General features: G+C 51.4%; 17 protein-coding genes. 12 read left to right on the forward strand and 5 right to left on the reverse strand.

Going from position 1 to position 19457, the window contains the following annotated elements; genetic code table 11:
- Positions 1-6: 6 nt before the first annotated feature.
- The 9 genes from rsmA (at position 7) to ubiT (ending at position 10338) form a co-directional block, all read left to right on the forward strand.
- Positions 7-831 (forward strand): 16S rRNA (adenine(1518)-N(6)/adenine(1519)-N(6))-dimethyltransferase RsmA, encoded by an 825-nt coding sequence (gene rsmA, locus AACY98_RS04445; RefSeq protein ID WP_339802089.1) that lies wholly within the window; start codon positions 7-9, stop codon positions 829-831.
- A gap of 4 nt (positions 832-835) precedes the next feature.
- Positions 836-2020: an FAD-dependent monooxygenase gene (locus tag AACY98_RS04450; RefSeq protein ID WP_339802092.1), complete on the forward strand. Its 1185-nt coding sequence runs from the start codon at positions 836-838 to the stop codon at positions 2018-2020.
- Positions 2021-2392: 372 nt separating this feature from the next.
- Complete coding sequence (locus AACY98_RS04455) at positions 2393-4699, forward strand: NADP-dependent malic enzyme (protein WP_126981039.1); 2307 nt, start codon at positions 2393-2395, stop codon at positions 4697-4699.
- Positions 4700-5126: 427 nt separating this feature from the next.
- Positions 5127-5456: a ribonuclease domain-containing protein gene (locus AACY98_RS04460; RefSeq protein ID WP_239442552.1), complete on the forward strand. Its 330-nt coding sequence runs from the start codon at positions 5127-5129 to the stop codon at positions 5454-5456.
- 10 nt (positions 5457-5466) lie between these two features.
- Positions 5467-6039, forward strand: a complete 573-nt coding sequence (locus tag AACY98_RS04465; RefSeq protein WP_339802096.1) for a barstar family protein — start codon at positions 5467-5469, stop codon at positions 6037-6039.
- 259 nt (positions 6040-6298) lie between these two features.
- A complete protein-coding gene (gene ubiU, locus AACY98_RS04470; protein WP_339802098.1) occupies positions 6299-7315 on the forward strand; it encodes a ubiquinone anaerobic biosynthesis protein UbiU in 1017 nt (338 codons plus the stop codon).
- Positions 7316-7374: 59 nt separating this feature from the next.
- Positions 7375-8949 carry a substrate-binding domain-containing protein gene (locus AACY98_RS04475; protein ID WP_339802101.1) on the forward strand — a complete coding sequence of 525 codons (1575 nt, stop codon included), beginning with the start codon at positions 7375-7377 and terminating at the stop codon, positions 8947-8949.
- 23 nt (positions 8950-8972) lie between these two features.
- The gene (locus AACY98_RS04480; protein WP_339802104.1) at positions 8973-9917 is read left to right on the forward strand and encodes a U32 family peptidase; all 945 of its coding nucleotides are present in this window, start codon (positions 8973-8975) and stop codon (positions 9915-9917) included.
- The gene (ubiT, locus tag AACY98_RS04485) at positions 9904-10338 is read left to right on the forward strand and encodes a ubiquinone anaerobic biosynthesis accessory factor UbiT (protein ID WP_126981043.1); all 435 of its coding nucleotides are present in this window, start codon (positions 9904-9906) and stop codon (positions 10336-10338) included. The genes AACY98_RS04480 and ubiT overlap by 14 nt, the downstream gene beginning before the upstream one ends.
- Before the next feature lie 54 nt (positions 10339-10392).
- Here the strand turns inward: ubiT and AACY98_RS04490 are convergent, their stop codons facing one another.
- From AACY98_RS04490 to AACY98_RS04510, 5 genes are all read right to left on the reverse strand, one after another.
- A complete protein-coding gene (locus AACY98_RS04490; protein WP_126981044.1) occupies positions 10393-10590 on the reverse strand; it encodes a hypothetical protein in 198 nt (65 codons plus the stop codon).
- 11 nt (positions 10591-10601) lie between these two features.
- Positions 10602-11999, reverse strand: coding sequence for an aminopeptidase P N-terminal domain-containing protein (locus AACY98_RS04495; RefSeq protein ID WP_339802108.1), 1398 nt, complete (start codon positions 11997-11999; stop codon positions 10602-10604).
- A 15-nt stretch (positions 12000-12014) separates the two neighbouring features.
- Positions 12015-12773, reverse strand: coding sequence for a DUF7716 domain-containing protein (locus AACY98_RS04500; protein WP_339802110.1), 759 nt, complete (start codon positions 12771-12773; stop codon positions 12015-12017).
- 55 nt (positions 12774-12828) lie between these two features.
- On the reverse strand, positions 12829-13527 hold the full coding sequence (locus AACY98_RS04505) for a hypothetical protein (RefSeq protein ID WP_339802113.1): 699 nt from the start codon (positions 13525-13527) through the stop codon (positions 12829-12831).
- 93 nt (positions 13528-13620) lie between these two features.
- On the reverse strand, positions 13621-14343 hold the full coding sequence (locus AACY98_RS04510; RefSeq protein ID WP_339802117.1) for a nucleotidyltransferase family protein: 723 nt from the start codon (positions 14341-14343) through the stop codon (positions 13621-13623).
- 110 nt (positions 14344-14453) lie between these two features.
- On the opposite strand from AACY98_RS04510, the gene tkt reads away from it, so the two are divergent.
- The 3 genes from tkt (at position 14454) to AACY98_RS04525 (ending at position 19187) form a co-directional block, all read left to right on the forward strand.
- Complete coding sequence (gene tkt, locus AACY98_RS04515; RefSeq protein ID WP_339802120.1) at positions 14454-16499, forward strand: transketolase; 2046 nt, start codon at positions 14454-14456, stop codon at positions 16497-16499.
- 378 nt (positions 16500-16877) lie between these two features.
- Positions 16878-17879, forward strand: coding sequence for a type I glyceraldehyde-3-phosphate dehydrogenase (gap, locus tag AACY98_RS04520; RefSeq protein WP_339802123.1), 1002 nt, complete (start codon positions 16878-16880; stop codon positions 17877-17879).
- A 117-nt stretch (positions 17880-17996) separates the two neighbouring features.
- The gene (locus AACY98_RS04525; RefSeq protein WP_339802126.1) at positions 17997-19187 is read left to right on the forward strand and encodes a hypothetical protein; all 1191 of its coding nucleotides are present in this window, start codon (positions 17997-17999) and stop codon (positions 19185-19187) included.
- Positions 19188-19457 lie beyond the last annotated feature (270 nt).

The following is a 19457-nucleotide window of genomic DNA, read 5'->3' on the forward strand; positions in this document are numbered from 1 at the left end:
TTTGCCATGGGAGGCCGTAGCAAACACATTGCGCGCAAGCGTTTCGGGCAGCATTTTCTGACCGATAACAGCGTCATTGACCGCATTGTGTCGGAAATCAGCCCCCGGGCAGGGCAACTGATGGTAGAAATTGGCCCTGGCCTGGCTGCGCTGACCCAACCGCTGGTGGAAAGACTGGGGCGTTTAACCGTGGTTGAGCTGGACCGTGATCTGGTCGAGCGGTTGCGGGCCCACAACCAACTGAACGTGATTGCAGCGGATGTGCTGACTGTGGATTTCCGGCAGTTGCGGCAGGATGCAGGTATCAATAGCGATACCTCAAAGCGGTTGCGGGTTGTCGGCAATTTGCCCTATAACATTTCAACACCGATACTTTTTCATCTGCTGAATTACGCGGCAGACATTGAAGACCAGCATTTCATGCTGCAAAAAGAGGTGGTTGACCGCATGGCTGCTGAGCCTTGCACGCATCAATATGGCCGCCTGTCGGTGATGCTGCAATGGCGTTATGAGGTGGAGTCCTTGTTTGATGTCCCTCCTGAAGCGTTTGATCCACCGCCCAAAGTGGTGTCTGCCATCGTCAGAATGGTGCCGTTGGCGCAGCCTGTGCAACTGGATCAGGCCCTTTTGAGCGAACTGGTACAGGTGGCGTTCAGCCAGAGGCGCAAGTTATTGCGCCATACGTTGGGGCGCTGGCTGCAGGAGCGGGATTTTGGTGGCGAATTTGATGTGCAGCGCCGTGCGGAAGAGGTGCCGGTGACGGAATACATTGCTTTGGCGCAGGCGCTCAGGCCTGCCGGCAGTGGTACACTCAACGAAGTGGAGGCTTGACTTTATGCACGTGGATCATCCGGACTCATCTTCTGTTTCGATTGCGATTATTGGTGCCGGCCCGGTAGGACTCTCGTTGGCATTGTTGGCCGCAGCGCAGTTGCCCAATGCACACATCACAACATACGATGCCCGCCAGGCAGACCATAATGTGCATGAAGACCCCAGAACGCTTGCGCTATCGTTGGGCAGCATCCAACTGTTACAGCGCCTGCAGACCTGGTCTGCGGCCAAGGCACAGCCGATTCTGACAGTCAATATTTCCCAGCAGCAGCCCTCTTTGATTCCTCCTGCCACGGTACAGATCTCGGCGCAGGAAATGCAGGCACCCATGCTGGGTGCCGTTATCTCGTATGGTAACGTGCTGGGGCCGCTGCAACAGCGCTGGTTGGAAATGGTGCACAACCACCCTCAGCGTTTTCATGCCTGCTTTGGTCATAAGGTCAAAGATATTCGCACGCTTCCAGATGGTCAGGTCGAAGTGGATGCACAAGTGCTGAAAAACTATGATCTGGTGATCGTGGCTGAAGGGGGCATTTTTTCCGAGCAGGTGAAAAAACCGGTGGTCAGTGATTACCACCAGAACGGATGGATTGGCACTGTCACGCTGGAGCAACCGCTGAACGGCATGGCGTTTGAGCGCTTCACGGCCAATGGGCCGGCTGCCTTGCTGCCTATCGGGATGCATGAGGCCGCACTGGTCTGGTGCCAGCCATCAGATCATGACGAGGTTGCAACCCTGACACAGACGCAACGTCTGGCCGTGCTCAATACCATGTTCCCGCCAGAGGCTGGTCGGTTGACCGCTGTCTCAGACCTGAAGTCATTTGCATTGGGGCTGAATGCTGAAAGAACACTGGTGCATGGGCGTACGGTGCGCATTGGTAACGCGGCGCAGACGCTGCACCCGGTTGCCGGGCAAGGCCTGAATCTCGGGCTGCGTGATGCCTATGTGCTGGTGGAGCAACTGGCCCGGCATGAAAATATCGATCAGGCGCTGAAAAGGGCCGCATTCAGCCGGCTGCCCGATCGCTGGGGTGTGATGGGTGTAACCGAGCTGCTGGCCCGTTGCTTTACCTGGGACGTACCGTTGTTGCCAGAATTGCGTAATCTCGGATTAGGTGCGATGCAAAAAATATCACCGTTGCGCCGTCTGTTGGCCAGGCGGATGATGTTTGGTTGGCGTTAAGATCAGATCGGGTTTAGCTGCGTTCATGATGCTATTGCAAACGCGCCGATAAACCGTCCGGTCAAATTTGTGCAGGCAAAAATGAAGCGGGAACAACTATCAAAAGTTTTTGCGCAGCACAATGTCCGTGAAGAAACATTTCAATAATAACTTGCCCTCTGTACGTTTACCGCAAGTTGAATTAGTATAGAGCTTGGCATAGAAATACCAATTTAAAGCCTCCTCAAGAACCATTGCACAAGAGCGATACGGTAGCCAGTGTTTCGTGTGGTCTGTCTTGCAGACAGGCTTCGTATATTCATCTGGAACCTGTCTGATTGCTGGATTGAGGCGGTAGGTAAATGTATCAGATCGTCTTAGAGGATTTTTGTAATGGCACCAACCAGCGACCAGCAGGACAAAAAGCAAAAGCTGCGCACCGCAGCGCTTGAATACCACGAGTTTCCAACCCCGGGAAAAATTTCTGTCACGCCGACAAAGCAACTGAGTAACCAGCATGATTTGTCTTTGGCATATTCGCCCGGTGTTGCGGTGGCCTGTGAAGAGATCGTCAAGGAGCCGGAAACCTCTTTTCGTTATACCGCCCGGGGCAATCTGGTTGGTGTGGTGACCAATGGCACGGCCGTTTTAGGGCTGGGTAATATCGGTGCGCTGGCAGGTAAGCCGGTTATGGAAGGCAAAGGCGTTCTGTTTAAAAAATTTGCCGGTATCGATGTGTTTGATATTGAAATCAACGAGCTCGATCCTGATAAGCTGGTGGAAATCATCGCGTCGCTGGAGCCGACATTTGGCGGTATCAATCTGGAAGATATCAAAGCACCGGAATGCTTTTACATTGAGCGTAAACTGCGCGATCGGATGAAGATTCCTGTATTCCATGATGACCAGCATGGCACGGCCATTGTTGTTGCTGCTGGCATTTTGAATGGGTTGCAAGTCGCCGGTAAAGACATCAAGCAGGTGAAGCTGGTGACTTCAGGCGCAGGAGCTGCTGCGCTGGCGTGTTTGAAACTGCTGGTCAAAATTGGTTTGCCGCGTGAAAACATCTGGGCCACCGATATTGTCGGGCTCGTTTATGAAGGCCGTCAGGAGCAGATGGACGAGGATAAGGCATTTTTTGCCCAGAAGACGGATCAGCGCACTTTGACGGAAGCGATCCAGGGGGCGGATGTGTTTCTTGGACTGTCTGCAGGTGGCGTGCTGAAACCCGAAATGGTGCAAACCATGGCGGAGCGACCCATTATCTTTGCGCTGGCGAATCCGACGCCTGAGATTCTGCCGGAAGAAGCCAAAGCGGTGCGTCCGGACGCCATTCTGGCAACGGGGCGTACAGATTATCCGAACCAGGTGAATAACGTGCTGTGCTTTCCCTACATCTTCCGGGGTGCGCTGGATTCGGGCGCAACAACCATTACCGATGAGATGGAGGTGGCTGCGGTCAATGCCATTGCAGAACTGGCTCGCGCCGAGCAGGACGAATCTGTTGCCAAGGCGTATGCAGGAACGACACTGAGCTTTGGCCCGGAATATCTGATTCCCAAACCGTTTGACAGCCGGCTGATGATGAAAATTGCCCCTGCAGTGGCTCAGGCCGCCAGGGATTCCGGCGTGGCATCCCGTCCTGTTGCGGATATGGACGCCTATGTGGAAAAACTGCAGCAGTTTGTGTACCAGTCGGGTTCATTCATGAAGCCAATTTTCGCGGTGGCGCGCAGTTGCACCAAAAAGCGGATTGTGTATGCCGAAGGTGAGGAAGAGCGTATTTTGCGCGCCGTTCAGGTGGTTATTGATGAAAAGCTGGCGCATCCGATTTTGGTCGGGCGCCCGGCGGTAATCGCCAAGCGGATTGAGCGTTTTGGGCTGCGCCTTAAAGAAGGGGTTGATTTTGATGTGGTCAACACCGATTTTGACGATCGGTATCGTGATTTCTGGCAAACATATCACCGTATGACGGAGCGCCGGGGTATTACGGCGGCAACGGCAAAAATTGAAATGCGCCGGCGCCTGACGCTGATCGGGGCCATGATGCTTGCCAAGGGAGAGGCCGATGGCCTGATCTGCGGAACCTGGGGGCAGTATGGAACGCATCTGCATTACATTGACCAGGTGATTGGGCGCAGCGTGGGGTCAAAAGTCTATGCGGCCATGAACGCGCTTGTTTTGCCTGGCAAACAGGTGTTTCTGGTGGATACGCATGTCAATTACGATCCTTCGGCTGAAGAACTGGCAGAAGTTACGCTGCTGGCAGCAACAGAGTTGCAGCGGTTCGGGCTGATTCCCAAGGTGGCTTTGCTGTCACATTCCAATTTTGGCGGCAGTGATCAGCCTTCTGCACTCAAAATGCGCCAAACGCTGGCTTTGTTGCGTCAACGTGCGCCAGACCTGGAAGTGGATGGCGAGATGCATGGCGATGCCGCGTTGGATGCGGTCTTGCGTGCGGAGCAAATGCCCCGCTCCACATTGACCGGGCCGGCTAACCTGCTGGTAATGCCCAATATTGACGCGGCCAATATCGCATACAACCTGCTGAAAACCACCGCTGGCCAGGGTATTGCCATCGGACCGATTCTGTTAGGCGCGAATCAGCCGGTCAGCATTCTGACGCCGACCAGCACAGTGCGGCGCATTGTCAACATGACGGCTTATACGGCAGTCAAAGCGAATGCGGAGTCTGCATAGCTGGTCAAAAGAGCGCTTTATTACCCATAGCATGGGAATTAAGAGGATAAGGAGTTTGGGAAACCAAACTCCTTTTTTACTGGTGCATTACCTGCTTGTTGACGTGTGATCCGATTCTCTCACAAAGGAGGGAATTGATCTAATTGGTGCAATCTGCATTGAAAAATACTTGTTTAAGCATTAAAAGCTGTAAATTTTCATCAAAATAATAGCTGACTACAACGAGGCGCAACATCTTGATATTTACCATAGGCTCAGCTACGCTTAAGCATCGTCAAGAGATTGCTGAAAAATCATTCAAATGAACTTCCTTGCGCGTGTTGTCCGCCCATTCATGGCAGTCCTTTGGCTGGCAGCAGGTATATTGCTTGTGCCGGTCGATAGCTTGGCGCGCGGGAGTTTTCCGACCCAGGCACAAACAGATGCCATGCAGTCTGCTCCGCAGGAAACGGCCCGGGATATCGTCTATTCAAGTCTTCCTGCACAAGCGCAACATACTTATACGCTGATTTTGCGTGGGGGGCCGTTTGATTATCAGCAGGATGGCACGGTATTTGGTAATTATGAAGGGCATCTGCCGGCACAGGCGCGTGGATATTACCGTGAATATACCGTAAAGACACCAGGGATCAGCCATCGGGGTGTCAGACGGATTGTCTGTGGGGGAAATGTGAAAACAGCCCCTCAGGTATGTTATTACTCTGCCGATCATTACAACAGTTTTCGACGGATAGTCGAAATTCCTCCCGTACCATAATCAAGAAGACATGACCATGCTGCAAACTACCGATACCAACGTTGTTCAGTCGATTCGAGCGTTTCAGCCACAGGCCCTGAAAAATGAGGCCATGAAACTGGCACACCATTTTTTATATGCAGATCTGGGCCTGGCGCGCAGCCGTACACAGGTTTTCCGGATGATTGCCCGCGGGTTTCGCCTGCCTTTGGCCAAAGCCAAAAACCATGAGCACCTGCATCATTGCATGACAGAGGTTTTGCGTCAAAGTGGCCCCCAAAAAGGATTTGTGGTGGTGCTGGACCATATTCCCAGCGCGTTGAAATTTGGCGCAGAAGCACGTGAGCGGCTGCTGGATATTTTTCGTGACATGGCGGACTACTGGGCCAAACGGCGCGTGCCGTTCCGGGTGTTTTATACATTTGCTGTCGCTGCACGGCAAGAGCTGGAGGCCGACATTTCTGTACCACAGGCGGATAACCACGAAGCAGCAGATGCCGGGCCGAACAAGCGCCGGGGCCGCAAGCCGCAAATGCGCATGGCCAAAAACCTGTTATTCATGCGCAGTGTTTTTGATACCCATCTTTTTAAGCAGGCAGCTTAACCATATGCATTTTGTCAGGGCTTGATATGGCGCAAAAAGTGGTTGACCGATTTCTGACATGATTTTCGATTGCACAAAAGATACAAAGTATCATAATGGAGACGCACACCACTGACGGCATGCCGCAGTGGTAAACAGGCATGGAACATGCGGCTGTCAATTCAGCGGCACAAAAATGCCGCAGACGCAGATGCTCGGTGCTCCTCTGTCGTGAAAGTATCTGTACAGACAAGGTGTTAACTGAGTTAAGGTGAAGCGAATGTCACATGATGTAAAAGCCCCTGAACTGGTATGTCCTGCGGGTAATCTGCCTGCATTGAAAACAGCGGTTGACCATGGTGCAGATGCGGTCTACATGGGCCTGAAGGACATGACCAATGCACGCAATTTTGCCGGGCTGAATTTTGACCTGAAAGCCGCGCAGGACGGTATCAATTATGCGCATCAGCGCGGGCGCAAAGTCCTGATGGCCATTAACACCTATGCCCAGGCAGGAGAAGTGCATAAATGGTATCAGGCTGTGGATACGGCGGCCGGTCTGGGTGTGGATGCGGTCATTCTGGCTGATATGGGGCTGTTGAAATATGCCAGTGAACGCTACCCTGATCTGCGTTTGCATCTGTCGGTACAGGGTTCTGCCACCAATTACGAAGCGATCAATCTGGCGCGTGAGCTGTTCAACATCCAGCGGGTGATTTTGCCGCGGGTGTTGACGATTGACCAGGTGCGCCAGGTCATTGAGCATACCGATGTCCAGGTGGAGGTGTTCGGCTTTGGCAGTTTGTGTGTGATGGTGGAAGGGCGTTGTATCCTGTCAAGCTACGCGACAGGGGAGTCTCCCAACACGGTGGGGGCCTGTTCTCCGGCCAAATTTGTGCGCTGGGAACAAAAACCGCAGACCATGAATGTGCGGTTGAATGACATTTTGATTGACCAGTTCGGCAAGAATGAACCCGCAGGTTACCCCACGCTGTGCAAAGGCCGCTTTGATGTGCAGGGCGAAACCTATTACGCACTGGAGGAACCGACCAGCCTGAACGTGATTGAGTTGCTGCCGGAGCTGGTACGTATCGGTGTGTCGGCGATCAAGGTGGAAGGTCGCCAGCGCAGCCCGGTGTATACGGCACAGGTCACGCAGGTATTAAGGCAGGCGATTGATGCGGCGGTTAAAAATCCCGATCAGTTCACGGTTTCACCGCTGTGGCAACAGTCTTTGGGAAAGGTGTCCGAAGGGCAGCAGGCCACGTTGGGGGCTTACAGCCGGCCGTGGAAATAAATTCATTTATCAGTCGGTGGGCGACGTTATCAAACTGCACAGAATGACCCATAAGCCACATGCCAGAAACCTACGAGCTTGAACCACAACCTCCCCATAAACCACGGCGTTTTGCCTGGGGTTCGTTCTTTACCGTTCTGTTGCTGATGCCTGTGCTGGTGCAATGGGTTGCTTTTCTCATGGGGCTGGCATTGGGCGTCGTATTTGATGCATCTGGCCTAAAGCTGCTGAACAACGGCTACTATTTGGAGCCTTGGATGCTGCTGGTAGGGGCCGTGATGGCCTTTGTATTGGGCTGGCGTTATAAATCTCAAAAAACGCAGCCTGCCAACTGGCAGTTTCATTATGGAGCCTTGATAGCGCCCATTGTGTATACCGTTGCCGTATATGCCATTGTTTTTGCCTTGGGTAAAATTTCATCGGGCGCTGTTTTATGGCTGGGAGTTGGGCTGATTGCTTTTGCCTTGACATCGATAAGCCTATCTTTCAGTGCGAGTGCAAGTTCAGGCTGGGTTATTTTATGGATTCCGGTTGCCACCTACACTTTTTTTATACTGGGCTTTGCTGCCAAAAGCTGGCGCAGAGGGTTTTTTAAACCGGTAAGCAGCAAAATTCTGGTTATAACTGTATTGATCTGTGCGGGGCTGCTGGCGTTTGCAGCGTGGCAGTATTATGACCGCAGTCAGCGAATGCTTTCACCTGTGGAGCGCGCGTACACAAGAGTTTCTGAGCAGATCGGTGAGCAGCAAAATTACGCTTGGCGTCGAAATACCAACCCTGCATTGAGTGACATGCCGGCAGTTGTACTGCGAGGGGTAAGCACACTGAGTATCAGCAGCGATTTTCCCCGGCTGGATGGTGCGACAGCGGTGTTTCCGATTTATGCTTCTGCTGTTCACAGCATATACCAAAAGCCTCAAAATGTGGAAGAACAGAAACAACTGGACCAACTGGTGCAAAGCAGCCGCACGCCAAACGCCTATCAGCGGCTGATTGCTGGCGAGGTGGATTTGATTTTTGTGGCTGCACCATCGCAAAAACAGATAGAAGCAGCACAAGCACAGGGACTGACGCTTCAGATGACACCAATTGCCAAAGAAGCATTTGTTTTTCTGGTCAACCAGCAAAATCCGGTAAAAACACTGGCGGTGCAGCAGATACGGGATATTTATTCAGGCCGGATTAATAACTGGCGGGAGGTTGGCGGGCAAGGCGCGCGTATTCTGGCATTTCAGCGGGCGGAAGGCTCTGGCAGCCAGAGTACCATGGTCAATCATGTGATGGAAGGCGTGCCATTGCGTGCCCCTTTGAAAGAAGCCGTTTTTGAAGGCATGGGCGGCATGATTGAGGGCGTGGCCGAGTACCGCAATGCAGAGAACGCGCTGGGATACTCGTTTCGCTATTACTCAACGCGCATGAATACCAGCGATGAAATCCGCCTGTTGGCTATTGACGGTATTGAACCAACCGTGGAAAACATCCGCAATGGTAACTACCCGTTTACAGTGGATGTTTACATGGTGACGGCACGGCCAGTTTCTGAAAATACACAAAAGCTGATGGACTGGTTTTTAAGTGAGCAGGGCCAGCAACTGGTACATGATGTAGGCTACGTACCGGTTTCCCACGAATAGTGATATTAAAAATGAGTGAAATCATGAACACGATGGATACGCAATCAGAGCATCAACCACTCCAACTTTCGCTTGGGCCTTTGCTGTTTTTCTGGCCGAAAGCGCAGGTGCTGAAGTTTTATGAAGAAATGGCGACACTGCCGCTGGATGCCATTTATCTGGGCGAGGTGGTTTGCGCCAGGCGGTATGAAATCCGTGTGGAAGACTGGATCGATTTGGCGAAGGATCTGTCACAGACGGGCAAAGAAATTGTGCTGTCATCGCAGGTGCTGCTGGAAAGCGAAATTGATCTGCGCCGGTTGCGTAAACTGGTGGAGCAGGGCACTTTCAAGCTGGAAGCCAACGACCTGGGCGCAGTGAAGCTGGCGCGCGAGCATGGCCTGCCGTTTGTGGCCGGGCAAACGCTGAACATTTATAACGAAGAGACGCTGCAGTTGTTCCAGTCGCTGGGTGCTGTGCGTTGGGTACCTCCGGTGGAGGTATCGGCGAAAAAGCTGGCAACGATCATCCAGAACCGGCCGGAAGTTGACTGCGAGGTATATGGCTGGGGTCTGATGCCGCTGGCGTATTCGGCACGCTGCTTTACCGCCAGACACTACAACCTGAGGAAAGACCTGTGCGAGTTCAAGTGTCAGGAACACCCTGATGCACTGGTGCTCAATACCCGGGAGGGGCAGCCATTCTTAACAATCAATGGCACACAGACCATGTCCTCCGGTTGCCAGGCCCTGCTGAGCCACCAGCAGGAACTGACTGGTATGGGGGTGAAAATGCTGCGCCTGTCGCCGCAGTTACAACATATGGCGGAAATTGTCAGGTTGCATTATGATCAACTGCATGGCAAATTAACGCCGAAACAGGCCACAGAACAACTGCAGGGGCTGGCGCAGGGTGCGCTGGTGGATGGTTATTGGAGAGGTGCGGCAGGTGTTGCCGCATTAGGAGAATCTGCTCATGCAAATACCTGAATTTACTTTACCTTCGTTTGTCGGCAAGTTGGGCCGTATATTGCCTGCCATGCCGCCGGAGCTGGCGCTGGTTTTTACGCTGAACCGCATGCTGAAAAAAGGTGTGTTGCCGGCAGATATGAGTCTGCTGGCAGGCAAGCATTATCAAATTGATGTGCTGGATGCCGGGCTGACAATACGTTTTACGGCAACAGAAGAAAAATTCACGCTGAGCCGGTCTGCACAAACGCCAGACTTGCGTTTTGCGGCCAACACAGCCGATTTCATCAAAATTCTGCTGCGCGAAGAAGACCCCGACACGCTGTTTTTTAACCGCAGACTGATGATTGAGGGCGATACCGAACTGGGGTTGGTTGTGAAAAACCTGTTTGACAGTGTTGACTGGTCAAGCACGCCACTGTCTTACATCATGAACCATTAAGCGGGGATTGCGGGAGTTTGTAATGCTTCCCATGCCTTTTCAATGATGGCGGTTTTAATATCGCCATTCACTGCCCAGAGCATGCATATAAGCCAACAACGCGATGCTGCATAAAGACAAGAGGGCGACAATAGCAAAGAGGGCTATCCAGGTTTTGGATGGCCTTTTTTTGATGGCTGCCCAGAGGGTCAGAGCAGTTAAAACCGCAGGCAAGACGCCCATCAGAATAATGAATTGTGCATCCTCACTCATCGTTGGCAATGCTAACGCATCAACACTTCAATTTCATCTGCCTTAACGGGTGCCTTGCGCGTTAAGAGTTCACAGCCGTTTTCGGTGACCAGCGCATCATCTTCAATGCGAATGCCGATGTTGTGAAATTCCGCCGGAATATCATCGGCCGCCTGTACATAAATGCCCGGTTCCATGGTCAGTGCCATGCCAGGGCGAAGGATTCGACTGGGCCTGATGTAAGTGGTTTTTCCTGTTTTAGCATCGTGATGAGCAACAGGCTCCGTCTCTGGTTCAACATAGCTGCCGCAGTCGTGCACATCCATACCCAGCCAGTGGCTGGTGCGGTGCATGTAAAAGCGGAAGTAGGCACGCTGTTCGATGACATCGTCTACGCTGCCATATGTGTCTTTTTTCAGCAAACCCAAGTCCAACATGCCTTGCGAGAGTATACGCAAGGCGGCATCATGCGGATCGTTGAATGTGGCTCCCGGTGCGGTTGCTGCGATAGCAGCCTCCTGCGCGGCCTGCACCAGATCATACAGGGTACGCTGTGGGCCGCTGAAACGTCCGTTGGCAGGGAAGGTGCGGGAAATATCCCCTGCATAACAGCCATATTCTCCGCCAGCGTCAATCAGCACCAGGTCGCCGGAATGGATAGCGGCCTTACCGGCACGATAATGCAGAATGCAGGCATTGGCACCACCGGCCACAATGGAGTTGAATGCAACATCCTGTGCGCCATGTCGGCAGAATTCATGCAGCAGTTCCGCTTCCAGATGGTATTCGCGAACATCTTCGCCGGCGCGCATCATCTGAGCACATTTCTGCATGGCACGCATGTGGCCCAGCGCACTGATTTCACCGGCACGGCGCATCAGTTCAATTTCATGAGCGTCTTTGATCAGGCGCATTTCATCCAGCACGGCACATAAATCATATTGAGCCTGCGGGCACGATACGCCGGTGCGTACAAGCGCGCGCACGTCTTTCAGCCAGTTGGTGATTTGTGCTTCCAGTCCCGTATGTGTCGCAAACGGAAACCATACAGCAGGCTGATTGGCGAGTAATTGCGGTATTTGTTGATCAAGCTCTTCTACCGGATAAGCGGTGTCAACCGCCAGTGCTTCAGGTGCGGCATCCGGCCCCAGACGATAGCCGGTCCAGACTTCCTGATCCGGATTTTTAGCGCGACAAAAAAGTGTGCTGTGGCCGGTATCGTCAATGATCAGCCAGGCGCCCGGCTCGGTAAAGCCGGTCAGGTAGTAAAAGTAGCTGTCAGGGCGGTAGCTGTAATCGTTGTCACGGTTACGGGAGACTTCGGGGGCTGTAGGCAGCACGGCAATACCGCCGCCATGTGCTTTCAGCCATTGAGCGACCCGGGTGCGGCGTTGTTGGTAAACGGTGTGTGATGGCGTTGTTGTTGTCATATATGTATCGGAACGTTATGGTTCAAAATCTTTGAAAGTATCATTTTTCAGATAGTAATCCAGCGCGTCAACAGCGTCGGCATCGGAAAAGTCCGGGTGTTGAAGCGACAGGTTTTGAATCACATCATAAAACAAATTTCCACTGGTATATAAGCACAGTTGGTTCTGCCGGACAAATTCAGGGAATACCATTTCATCGTTACAGTCGATATCCGGGCTGTTGTCCAGGTAACATGATGCCTGGGGGTTCAGACCTGTCTCTTCATCCTGTTGAATGTAAAGGCTGTACTGATCAAAAAAATCACAACTGCTTTGCAGCACAGCAAAGTGAACCAGCGCAGATAAAGCATACGCGGTTTGAGGGGCTGGTGTGGTAAAAGGCGCGCTTAAGATTTCTGCGTATATGGTTTTGAGTTTTTTGTAATATGCAGCCAGATTCTGGGTTGAATTTTTTCGCAAAATGGAGAGCAGTTCATCAGGCCGATGGTGCAGATAATAGAATTCGACAGCAGCCTCAATGATGTCAATATCAGTTAACTCACGTGAAGGCAGATTTTGTATGGCGTGCTTTTTATGAATGAAAAGCAGCAGGGCGTCTGCGTGCTGATCAAACAGCTTTTCAATTTCTGTTGCGGACAACTGGAACCCGGCTATTTTGGCCGTTATCTGTTCCGGTGAGGATGCGGTGAGAGAAAATGTGAGAGGTGTTTCTCTCTTTATCCGCACCTTGATGCGCTTGTAATAAGGTGATGCAATCAGTTGTGTGGCAGTCATCTCAGAATGGTTGCCTGTTTTGTCACAATGGTTTGATGAAATGGGTTTGGGGTAATTAAGAGCTGTAATTCCGCCCCTTGCCAGTCACCAGGATAACGCCCCCACTTGTGAACATGAACGCGCCAAATGCCATGATCATTAATCCTTTGACTGGAAGGTCTCGCAAGCTATCAAAAAAACAAGTGTAAATTAAAAAACCAATGCAGGAAAAACCAACAAGCAGAAAACCAACGCCTAACAACCTGGCTCCCCAAGATTCATAAAATCCCTGTTTTTTTAAATTTGCTGCTTCGGGATGCTGTTGTTTCCAGCGATCAATGGCAAGCATGATCAGGACAAGTGCATCCACAGGGTTTAAACTGGTTTGCTGGTCTGTGTCCAATTCAACGTTTTGACGCAGCAGTTTATTTCGGCTGGTAAATTGAAAAATGCCGGAGGGCAAAGGATTGATCGTATTCATTTCAGCAAAAGAAACAAACCCCCGCATGGTAAACATAAGTCCGTCTGGCTTAATGACAAGGCTGTCTGCGCTGGCGGGGGCTTTTTTGAACAAAAACCAGATGACAACAACGGTGCCAATCATCAGGGCGGTGGTCGCGAGTGTCAGCGTGTTCATCCCCGAGACGGCGATAAATATGAACGACATAATGAGGGCAGCAGGAATGCATACAAAATAATAAATAGGGGCAAAAAACGTATGCACTACGGACCAGACGCGTACGGGAATATACGCAGAGGAAGGGGCTTCTGTCATGGTTATGGCGTAAAAATAAAAAGGATAAGAATTTTGGGGAATGAATAATCTGACGGCAAAACCATTCGTTCACAAGTTGGAAACCAGGCCAGATCAATTGCCTGGCTGGTTAAGTTGCTGAAGCTGCTGTGGTGTGCCGACATTTTCAAAACGCCCCATGTAAGATTCTACCGTTATGCGTTGTTCCTGCATACCTTGTAACAGCGGTTTGATGAAACTGGTCTGGGGCGATGCGGGCAGCCTGGCAAACAGCTCTGGGCGCATCAGCGCCATGCTGGCATATGTCCACAGCCTGCCATCGGGCCCAGGCTGGCCGGCCAGACCAAAACCATCTGCACTGATGCCGAAATCGCCCTGCGGGTGATATGGCGGGTTGGGAATGACCCAGAGGTGTGCCAGCAGGTTGCTGTTTAAAAACTGGTTGACGGTCTGGGGGGTAAAGTCAAAATCAGGCGCGTAGATGTCGCCGGAAATCAGCCAGAAGGCGTTTCCCAGCAATGGGAGCGCTTTGACAATACCGCCAGCGGTGCCCAATGCGTGCCCGTGGTCGCGGTTTTCCATGGAATAGTGAATCTGCAGCCCCCATTGTGAACCGTCGCCTAGCTGGTCGGGAAACTGTTCTTCCAGCCAGGCGGTATTGATAACCACTTCTTTGATGCCGGATTGGGCCAGTTTTTCCAGATGCCAGACGATCATAGGCTTGCCGTGTATCTTCAGCAAAGGCTTGGGGGTGTGGTTTGACAGCGGGCGCATGCGCTCGCCACGCCCTGCGGCCAAAATCATGGCGGTAACTGGAGGTTTGGACAATTGGGTCATGGTTGTTGTAGATTTGAGTATGGTAAAGGCCCATCTGCCGGTTCACTGTGAAATTAGCCTGAGCCCGGGTAAAATTCTATGCTTACTCTGTTCTTCTTACCGGAAATTTTATGACAACCCCCTCTCTTTCTACACTAGCCAACGCTGTACGCGTGTTGGCAATGGATGCGGTTCAAAAAGCAAAATCAGGACACCCCGGTGCACCAATGGGCATGGCAGACATGGCCGTGGCTTTATGGCGTGAGCACCTGGTTCATAATCCGGCGAATCCGAAATGGCCGAACCGGGACCGTTTTGTGCTTTCCAACGGGCATGCGTCGATGTTGCTGTATGCGCTGTTGAACCTGACCGGTTACAACCTGCCAATGAAAGAGCTGAAGAATTTCCGCCAGTTTGGCAGCAAAACACCGGGGCACCCGGAAGTGGATGTGACCCCCGGCGTGGAAACGACAACCGGACCATTGGGGCAGGGTATCAGCAATGCGGTGGGGATGGCGCTGGCCGAGAAACTGCTGGCGGCAGAGTTTAACAAACCCGATCATACGATTGTGGATCACCATACCTATGTATTCCTGGGTGATGGCTGCCTGATGGAGGGCATCAGCCATGAGGCGTGTGCACTGGCGGGGGCGTGGAAGCTGAATAAGCTGATTGCACTGTACGACAGCAACGGTATTTCGATTGACGGCCAGATTGCGCCGTGGTTTGTGGATGATGTTGCCAAGCGGTTTGAAGCCTACCAGTGGAATGTGATTGACCATGTGGACGGTCATGATGCAAAAGATGTCAGCGCGGCGATTGCACAGGCCAAGCGCAGTGCAGATAAACCCACGCTGATTATCTGCAAAACCAGTATTGGACAGGGCTCGCCCAACCGTGCCGGCACGGCCAAAGCACATGGCGAACCCTTGGGCGCGGAAGAGATTGTTTTGACGCGTGAGGCTTTAGGCTGGAGTGCCGAGCCATTTGTGATCCCAGATGAGGTGCGTGATGCATGGGATGCCAAAGCCACGGGCATGGCAGCGGAAGCGCAGTGGGATGAAACGTTTTCAGCGTATGCAAAAACCTATCCGCATGAAGCGTCTGAATTCTGGCGGCGGGTTCAGGGTGATTTGCCGGCGAATTTCCAAAAAGTGGTGGGTGCGTTTATCCGGCAGGTGACGGAAAAGGCTGAAACGGTTGCCACCCGCAAGGCCAGCCAGATGGTGCTGGAAGCACTGACGCCTGAGCTGTCTGAACTGCTGGGCGGTTCGGCTGATCTGACCAGTTCCAACCTGACGCAAACCAAGGTGCAGGCTGCATTGCGCGTAGACGAGCGGGGCAATGCCGTCAAATTGGAAGAAGCACAGGTAGGCTATCACATCAATTATGGTGTGCGTGAGTTTGGTATGGCCGCCATTATGAACGGGGTTGCGCTGCACGGCGGGTTTATTCCTTATGGTGGCACATTCCTGACGTTCAGTGATTATTCGCGCAATGCGGTACGCATGGCTGCTTTGATGAAGCGGCGCGTGGTGCATGTGTTTACCCATGACTCTATTGGGTTAGGGGAGGATGGCCCGACGCACCAGCCGGTTGAACATGCGGCCAGCCTGCGCCTGATTCCCAATCTGGATGTCTGGCGCCCGGCAGATACGGAAGAAACGGCAGTGGCCTGGGCGCAGGCGCTTGAAAACAAAGATCGCCCGACAGCGCTGCTGCTTTCGCGCCAGGGGTTGCCTTTCCTGCCCAAGATGACGCCGGATTTTGTTGCCAAAGGTGCATATGTGCTGGCAGAGCCTTCCGAGGTCGGACTGAACAAGGCGCCGCAGGCGGTGATTATTGCCACAGGTTCCGAGGTTCAGTTGGCTTTGCACGCGCAGGCGTTACTGGCCAAAGACAAAATTGCGGTGCGTGTGGTGTCTATGCCCTCTACAACCGTGTTTGACCGGCAGAAGCGGGAGTATCAGGCAGCAGTGTTGCCGCCGAATGTACCACGCATTGCGGTGGAAGCCGGAGTCAGTGCATTCTGGTGGAAATATGGCTGTGCGGCGGTTGTCGGCATGGATACATTCGGTGAGTCTGCGCCGGCGCCAGAGCTGTTCGAGCATTTCGGCTTTACACCGGAAAACGTAGCCGATACGGTGCGTGTGGCCATTGCTTCAAAGCGGTTGTGATGGTATCTTGATTCTGAGATAAAAAATGACATGAAGCCTCTGAAATATGTTTCAGAGGCTTTTTTGTATGCAGGTGACAAAAATGTGGTGTTGACAGGCCAACGTATTTAGCTGGTAAACCGTAGGTATTTTCTGGAATGATGAGAATTTTTGCCGAAAATATGGTGTTGCGAGGTGTCATCATGAGCACCTGGCTGAATCGGCTTTCATATCTTTCATATAATAGAGGCCAACGAATATGCGGCCAGCCAGTGGCCGGGAGCATCCGCAAGCAGCAGGCACCAACGCGAAACATCGCCATGGGCCGTGCGGACGCCGGTTTCAGAGGGTAGGTTCTCTTTGACAGAGTCAGATTATTTTGAGTTTTGAGGAACGGACATGACAATCAAACTTGGCATTAATGGTTTTGGACGCATTGGTAAACTGGTTGTACGCGCAGCAATTGAACAATTTCCGGATATGGAGGTTGTCGCCATCAATGGAACAACAGACCCGGACTATACGGCGTATCTGCTGCAGCGTGATTCAGTGCATGGGCGTTTTAATCACGATGTGCAGGTGGATGGCAATACGCTGCTGGTGGATGGGAAACGCATTCATTTGAGCATGGAGCGCGACCCGTCCAAACTGGATTGGGGCAAATATGGCGTAGACGTGGTGATTGAAGCCACCGGTGTTTTCCTGACCAAGGAAGGCGCGCAGAAACATCTGGATGTGGGCGCCAAGAAGGTATTGATGACAGGCCCCTCCAAAGATGATACGCCCATGTTTGTATATGGCGTCAATGATGGTGCCTATAAAGGTGAAACGATTATTTCCAATGCCAGTTGCACCACCAACTGTCTGGCTCCTGTTGCCAAGGTGCTGAATGATAAATGGGGTATCAAGCGCGGGCTGATGACGACCATACATGCAGCCACCGCCACACAAAACACCGTGGATGGCGCATCGAAAAAAGACTGGCGCGGCGGGCGCGGTATTCTGGAAAATATCATTCCTTCCAGCACAGGTGCAGCCAAAGCAGTGGGTAAGGTGATTCCGGCGTTGAATAAAAAACTCACGGGTATGTCCATGCGGGTGCCGACGTCGGATGTATCGGCGGTTGATCTGACTGTAGAGCTTGAAAAGCCTGCAACCTATGCAGAAATCTGCGCAGAAATGAAAGCGCAAAGCGAAGGTAAGCTCAAGGGAATTTTGGGCTATACCGAAGAAAAAGTGGTGTCTACCGATTTTCGTGGTGAAGAAAATACTTCGGTATTTGATGCCGGGGCCGGTATTGCGCTGGACGATACCTTTATCAAGGTGGTTGCCTGGTATGACAATGAATGGGGTTATTCATGCAAATGCCTGGAAATGGCCCGTGTCATGATGAAAAAATAATTTTTAGGCTTACCATGCAAAGCGCCTGCAGTATGCAGGCGCTTTTTATTTTTTTGATTATCAAAATGTCACTTACAATGCCCACTAATTTTAATAATGTTGAATAGCCGAGACAAAATGAATATCAATATACAAGATCATTATCAAACAGATCAAACACTTCCTATCAGAGACCTTATCAAAATCACAAGCGTCGCTGCTTTTTTGTGCCTGTGCTTTGCAGGGGTACATCTTTTGTTTCTGGGAGCATGGGGCGACTATTTTCAGATGTTTGGCATTGGGCAGGGTTTCTTTCTGGCGGTCTTGGTAATGCTGTTTTTCATGCCGCTTGTTTTCTCTCAGTTTTTGCCTTGGATGGAGAGTTCTGGTTTGAACCAGCTTTCCCGCGCTGCTGATTGGGGCTGGACTTTATTTGTGGTGTTTATTTTGTATATATTGATGTTCACGCTGAACTACGTTCTGATGTATATACCGTTTTTCAATCCTGCATATTGGATGTTATCTGCGGGCAGAAACAGCGTCATGATCGAAATAATATTGATAAGGACTATTTTTCCTTTGATTTTTATGGCCGTGATGTATGGTGTATGGTGGTGCTCGTTTTCGCTCATGAAAAAATTGCGCGGCAGCATTGAAAATCCTTACCCTTCTGAAAGTGAGCGAAGACGCGCCAGCCAAGTGACCAAATGGTCATTTGTATTGTCTTATGGCGCGGGGATCGCATTTATGGTCACAGTCTATCTGTTTGCGCTGAATTTCATGTATGGTTTATATCGTGGAAATCTCACCTTTACACCAGCAACATTGTTTTGGATGCTTTGCGTGTATGTCGTGACGTTGATTGCCGCCGTGGCGCTTATTTACGCATTTACAGACAGCAGCTTGCCCCAATATATGCAGCGGGTACAGCCGGGTAAACTGTTTCTAAGTTATGCATTAATTGTCATTATCTTTTCTCTGATCAACTTCATTTTCAGTGCACTTGCGTATTTGTTCCAACGTTCAATGCCAGGTAGTGGTGTGACGGGATTGATACTGATGATCATTTTCCTGGGGGCCGCAGTGTGGATGTGCAAGAAAGTGTTGGTAGATGCCATTCGTATCATATGGATACGTATCCTTGCCGGGGTGCTTATTTTTCTGCCGCCAGTTGTATTGACTATCAGCAAAGCAAGAGATGCATTGAGTTTTTTTCTGATCCCGCTGCTGACCTTTTCTATCATCGTTTTTATTCTTTTCCTCATATCGCAGGCTATCAAGTGGGCTTTGCGTATTGTTTATGGGGCACCACAGGATTTTGAGGAATGACGGTAAAAGATCAAACCTAGCGTATTCTGGCAGCGCACAATGTGTTGTCAGATGATCATGGAAAATGACATTGAATGTCATGCATATAGCGCCTGCTGATTGCAGGCGTTTTTATTGGGGGTATTGTCAAAGCATACATGAAAAGAAAAAACAGAAAACCGGTTTGTCAATGGTATGATCTGCCGGTACTGAAAGTATTGTTTTATAAGCCACTGCAAAAAAGCGACGCAGAACTGATGGCATTGGGATAAAAACGGAAAAATAGAAAAA

It is taken from the genome of Saezia sanguinis, from assembly GCF_963921665.1.
GTDB lineage: Bacteria > Pseudomonadota > Gammaproteobacteria > Burkholderiales > Burkholderiaceae_C > Saezia > Saezia sanguinis.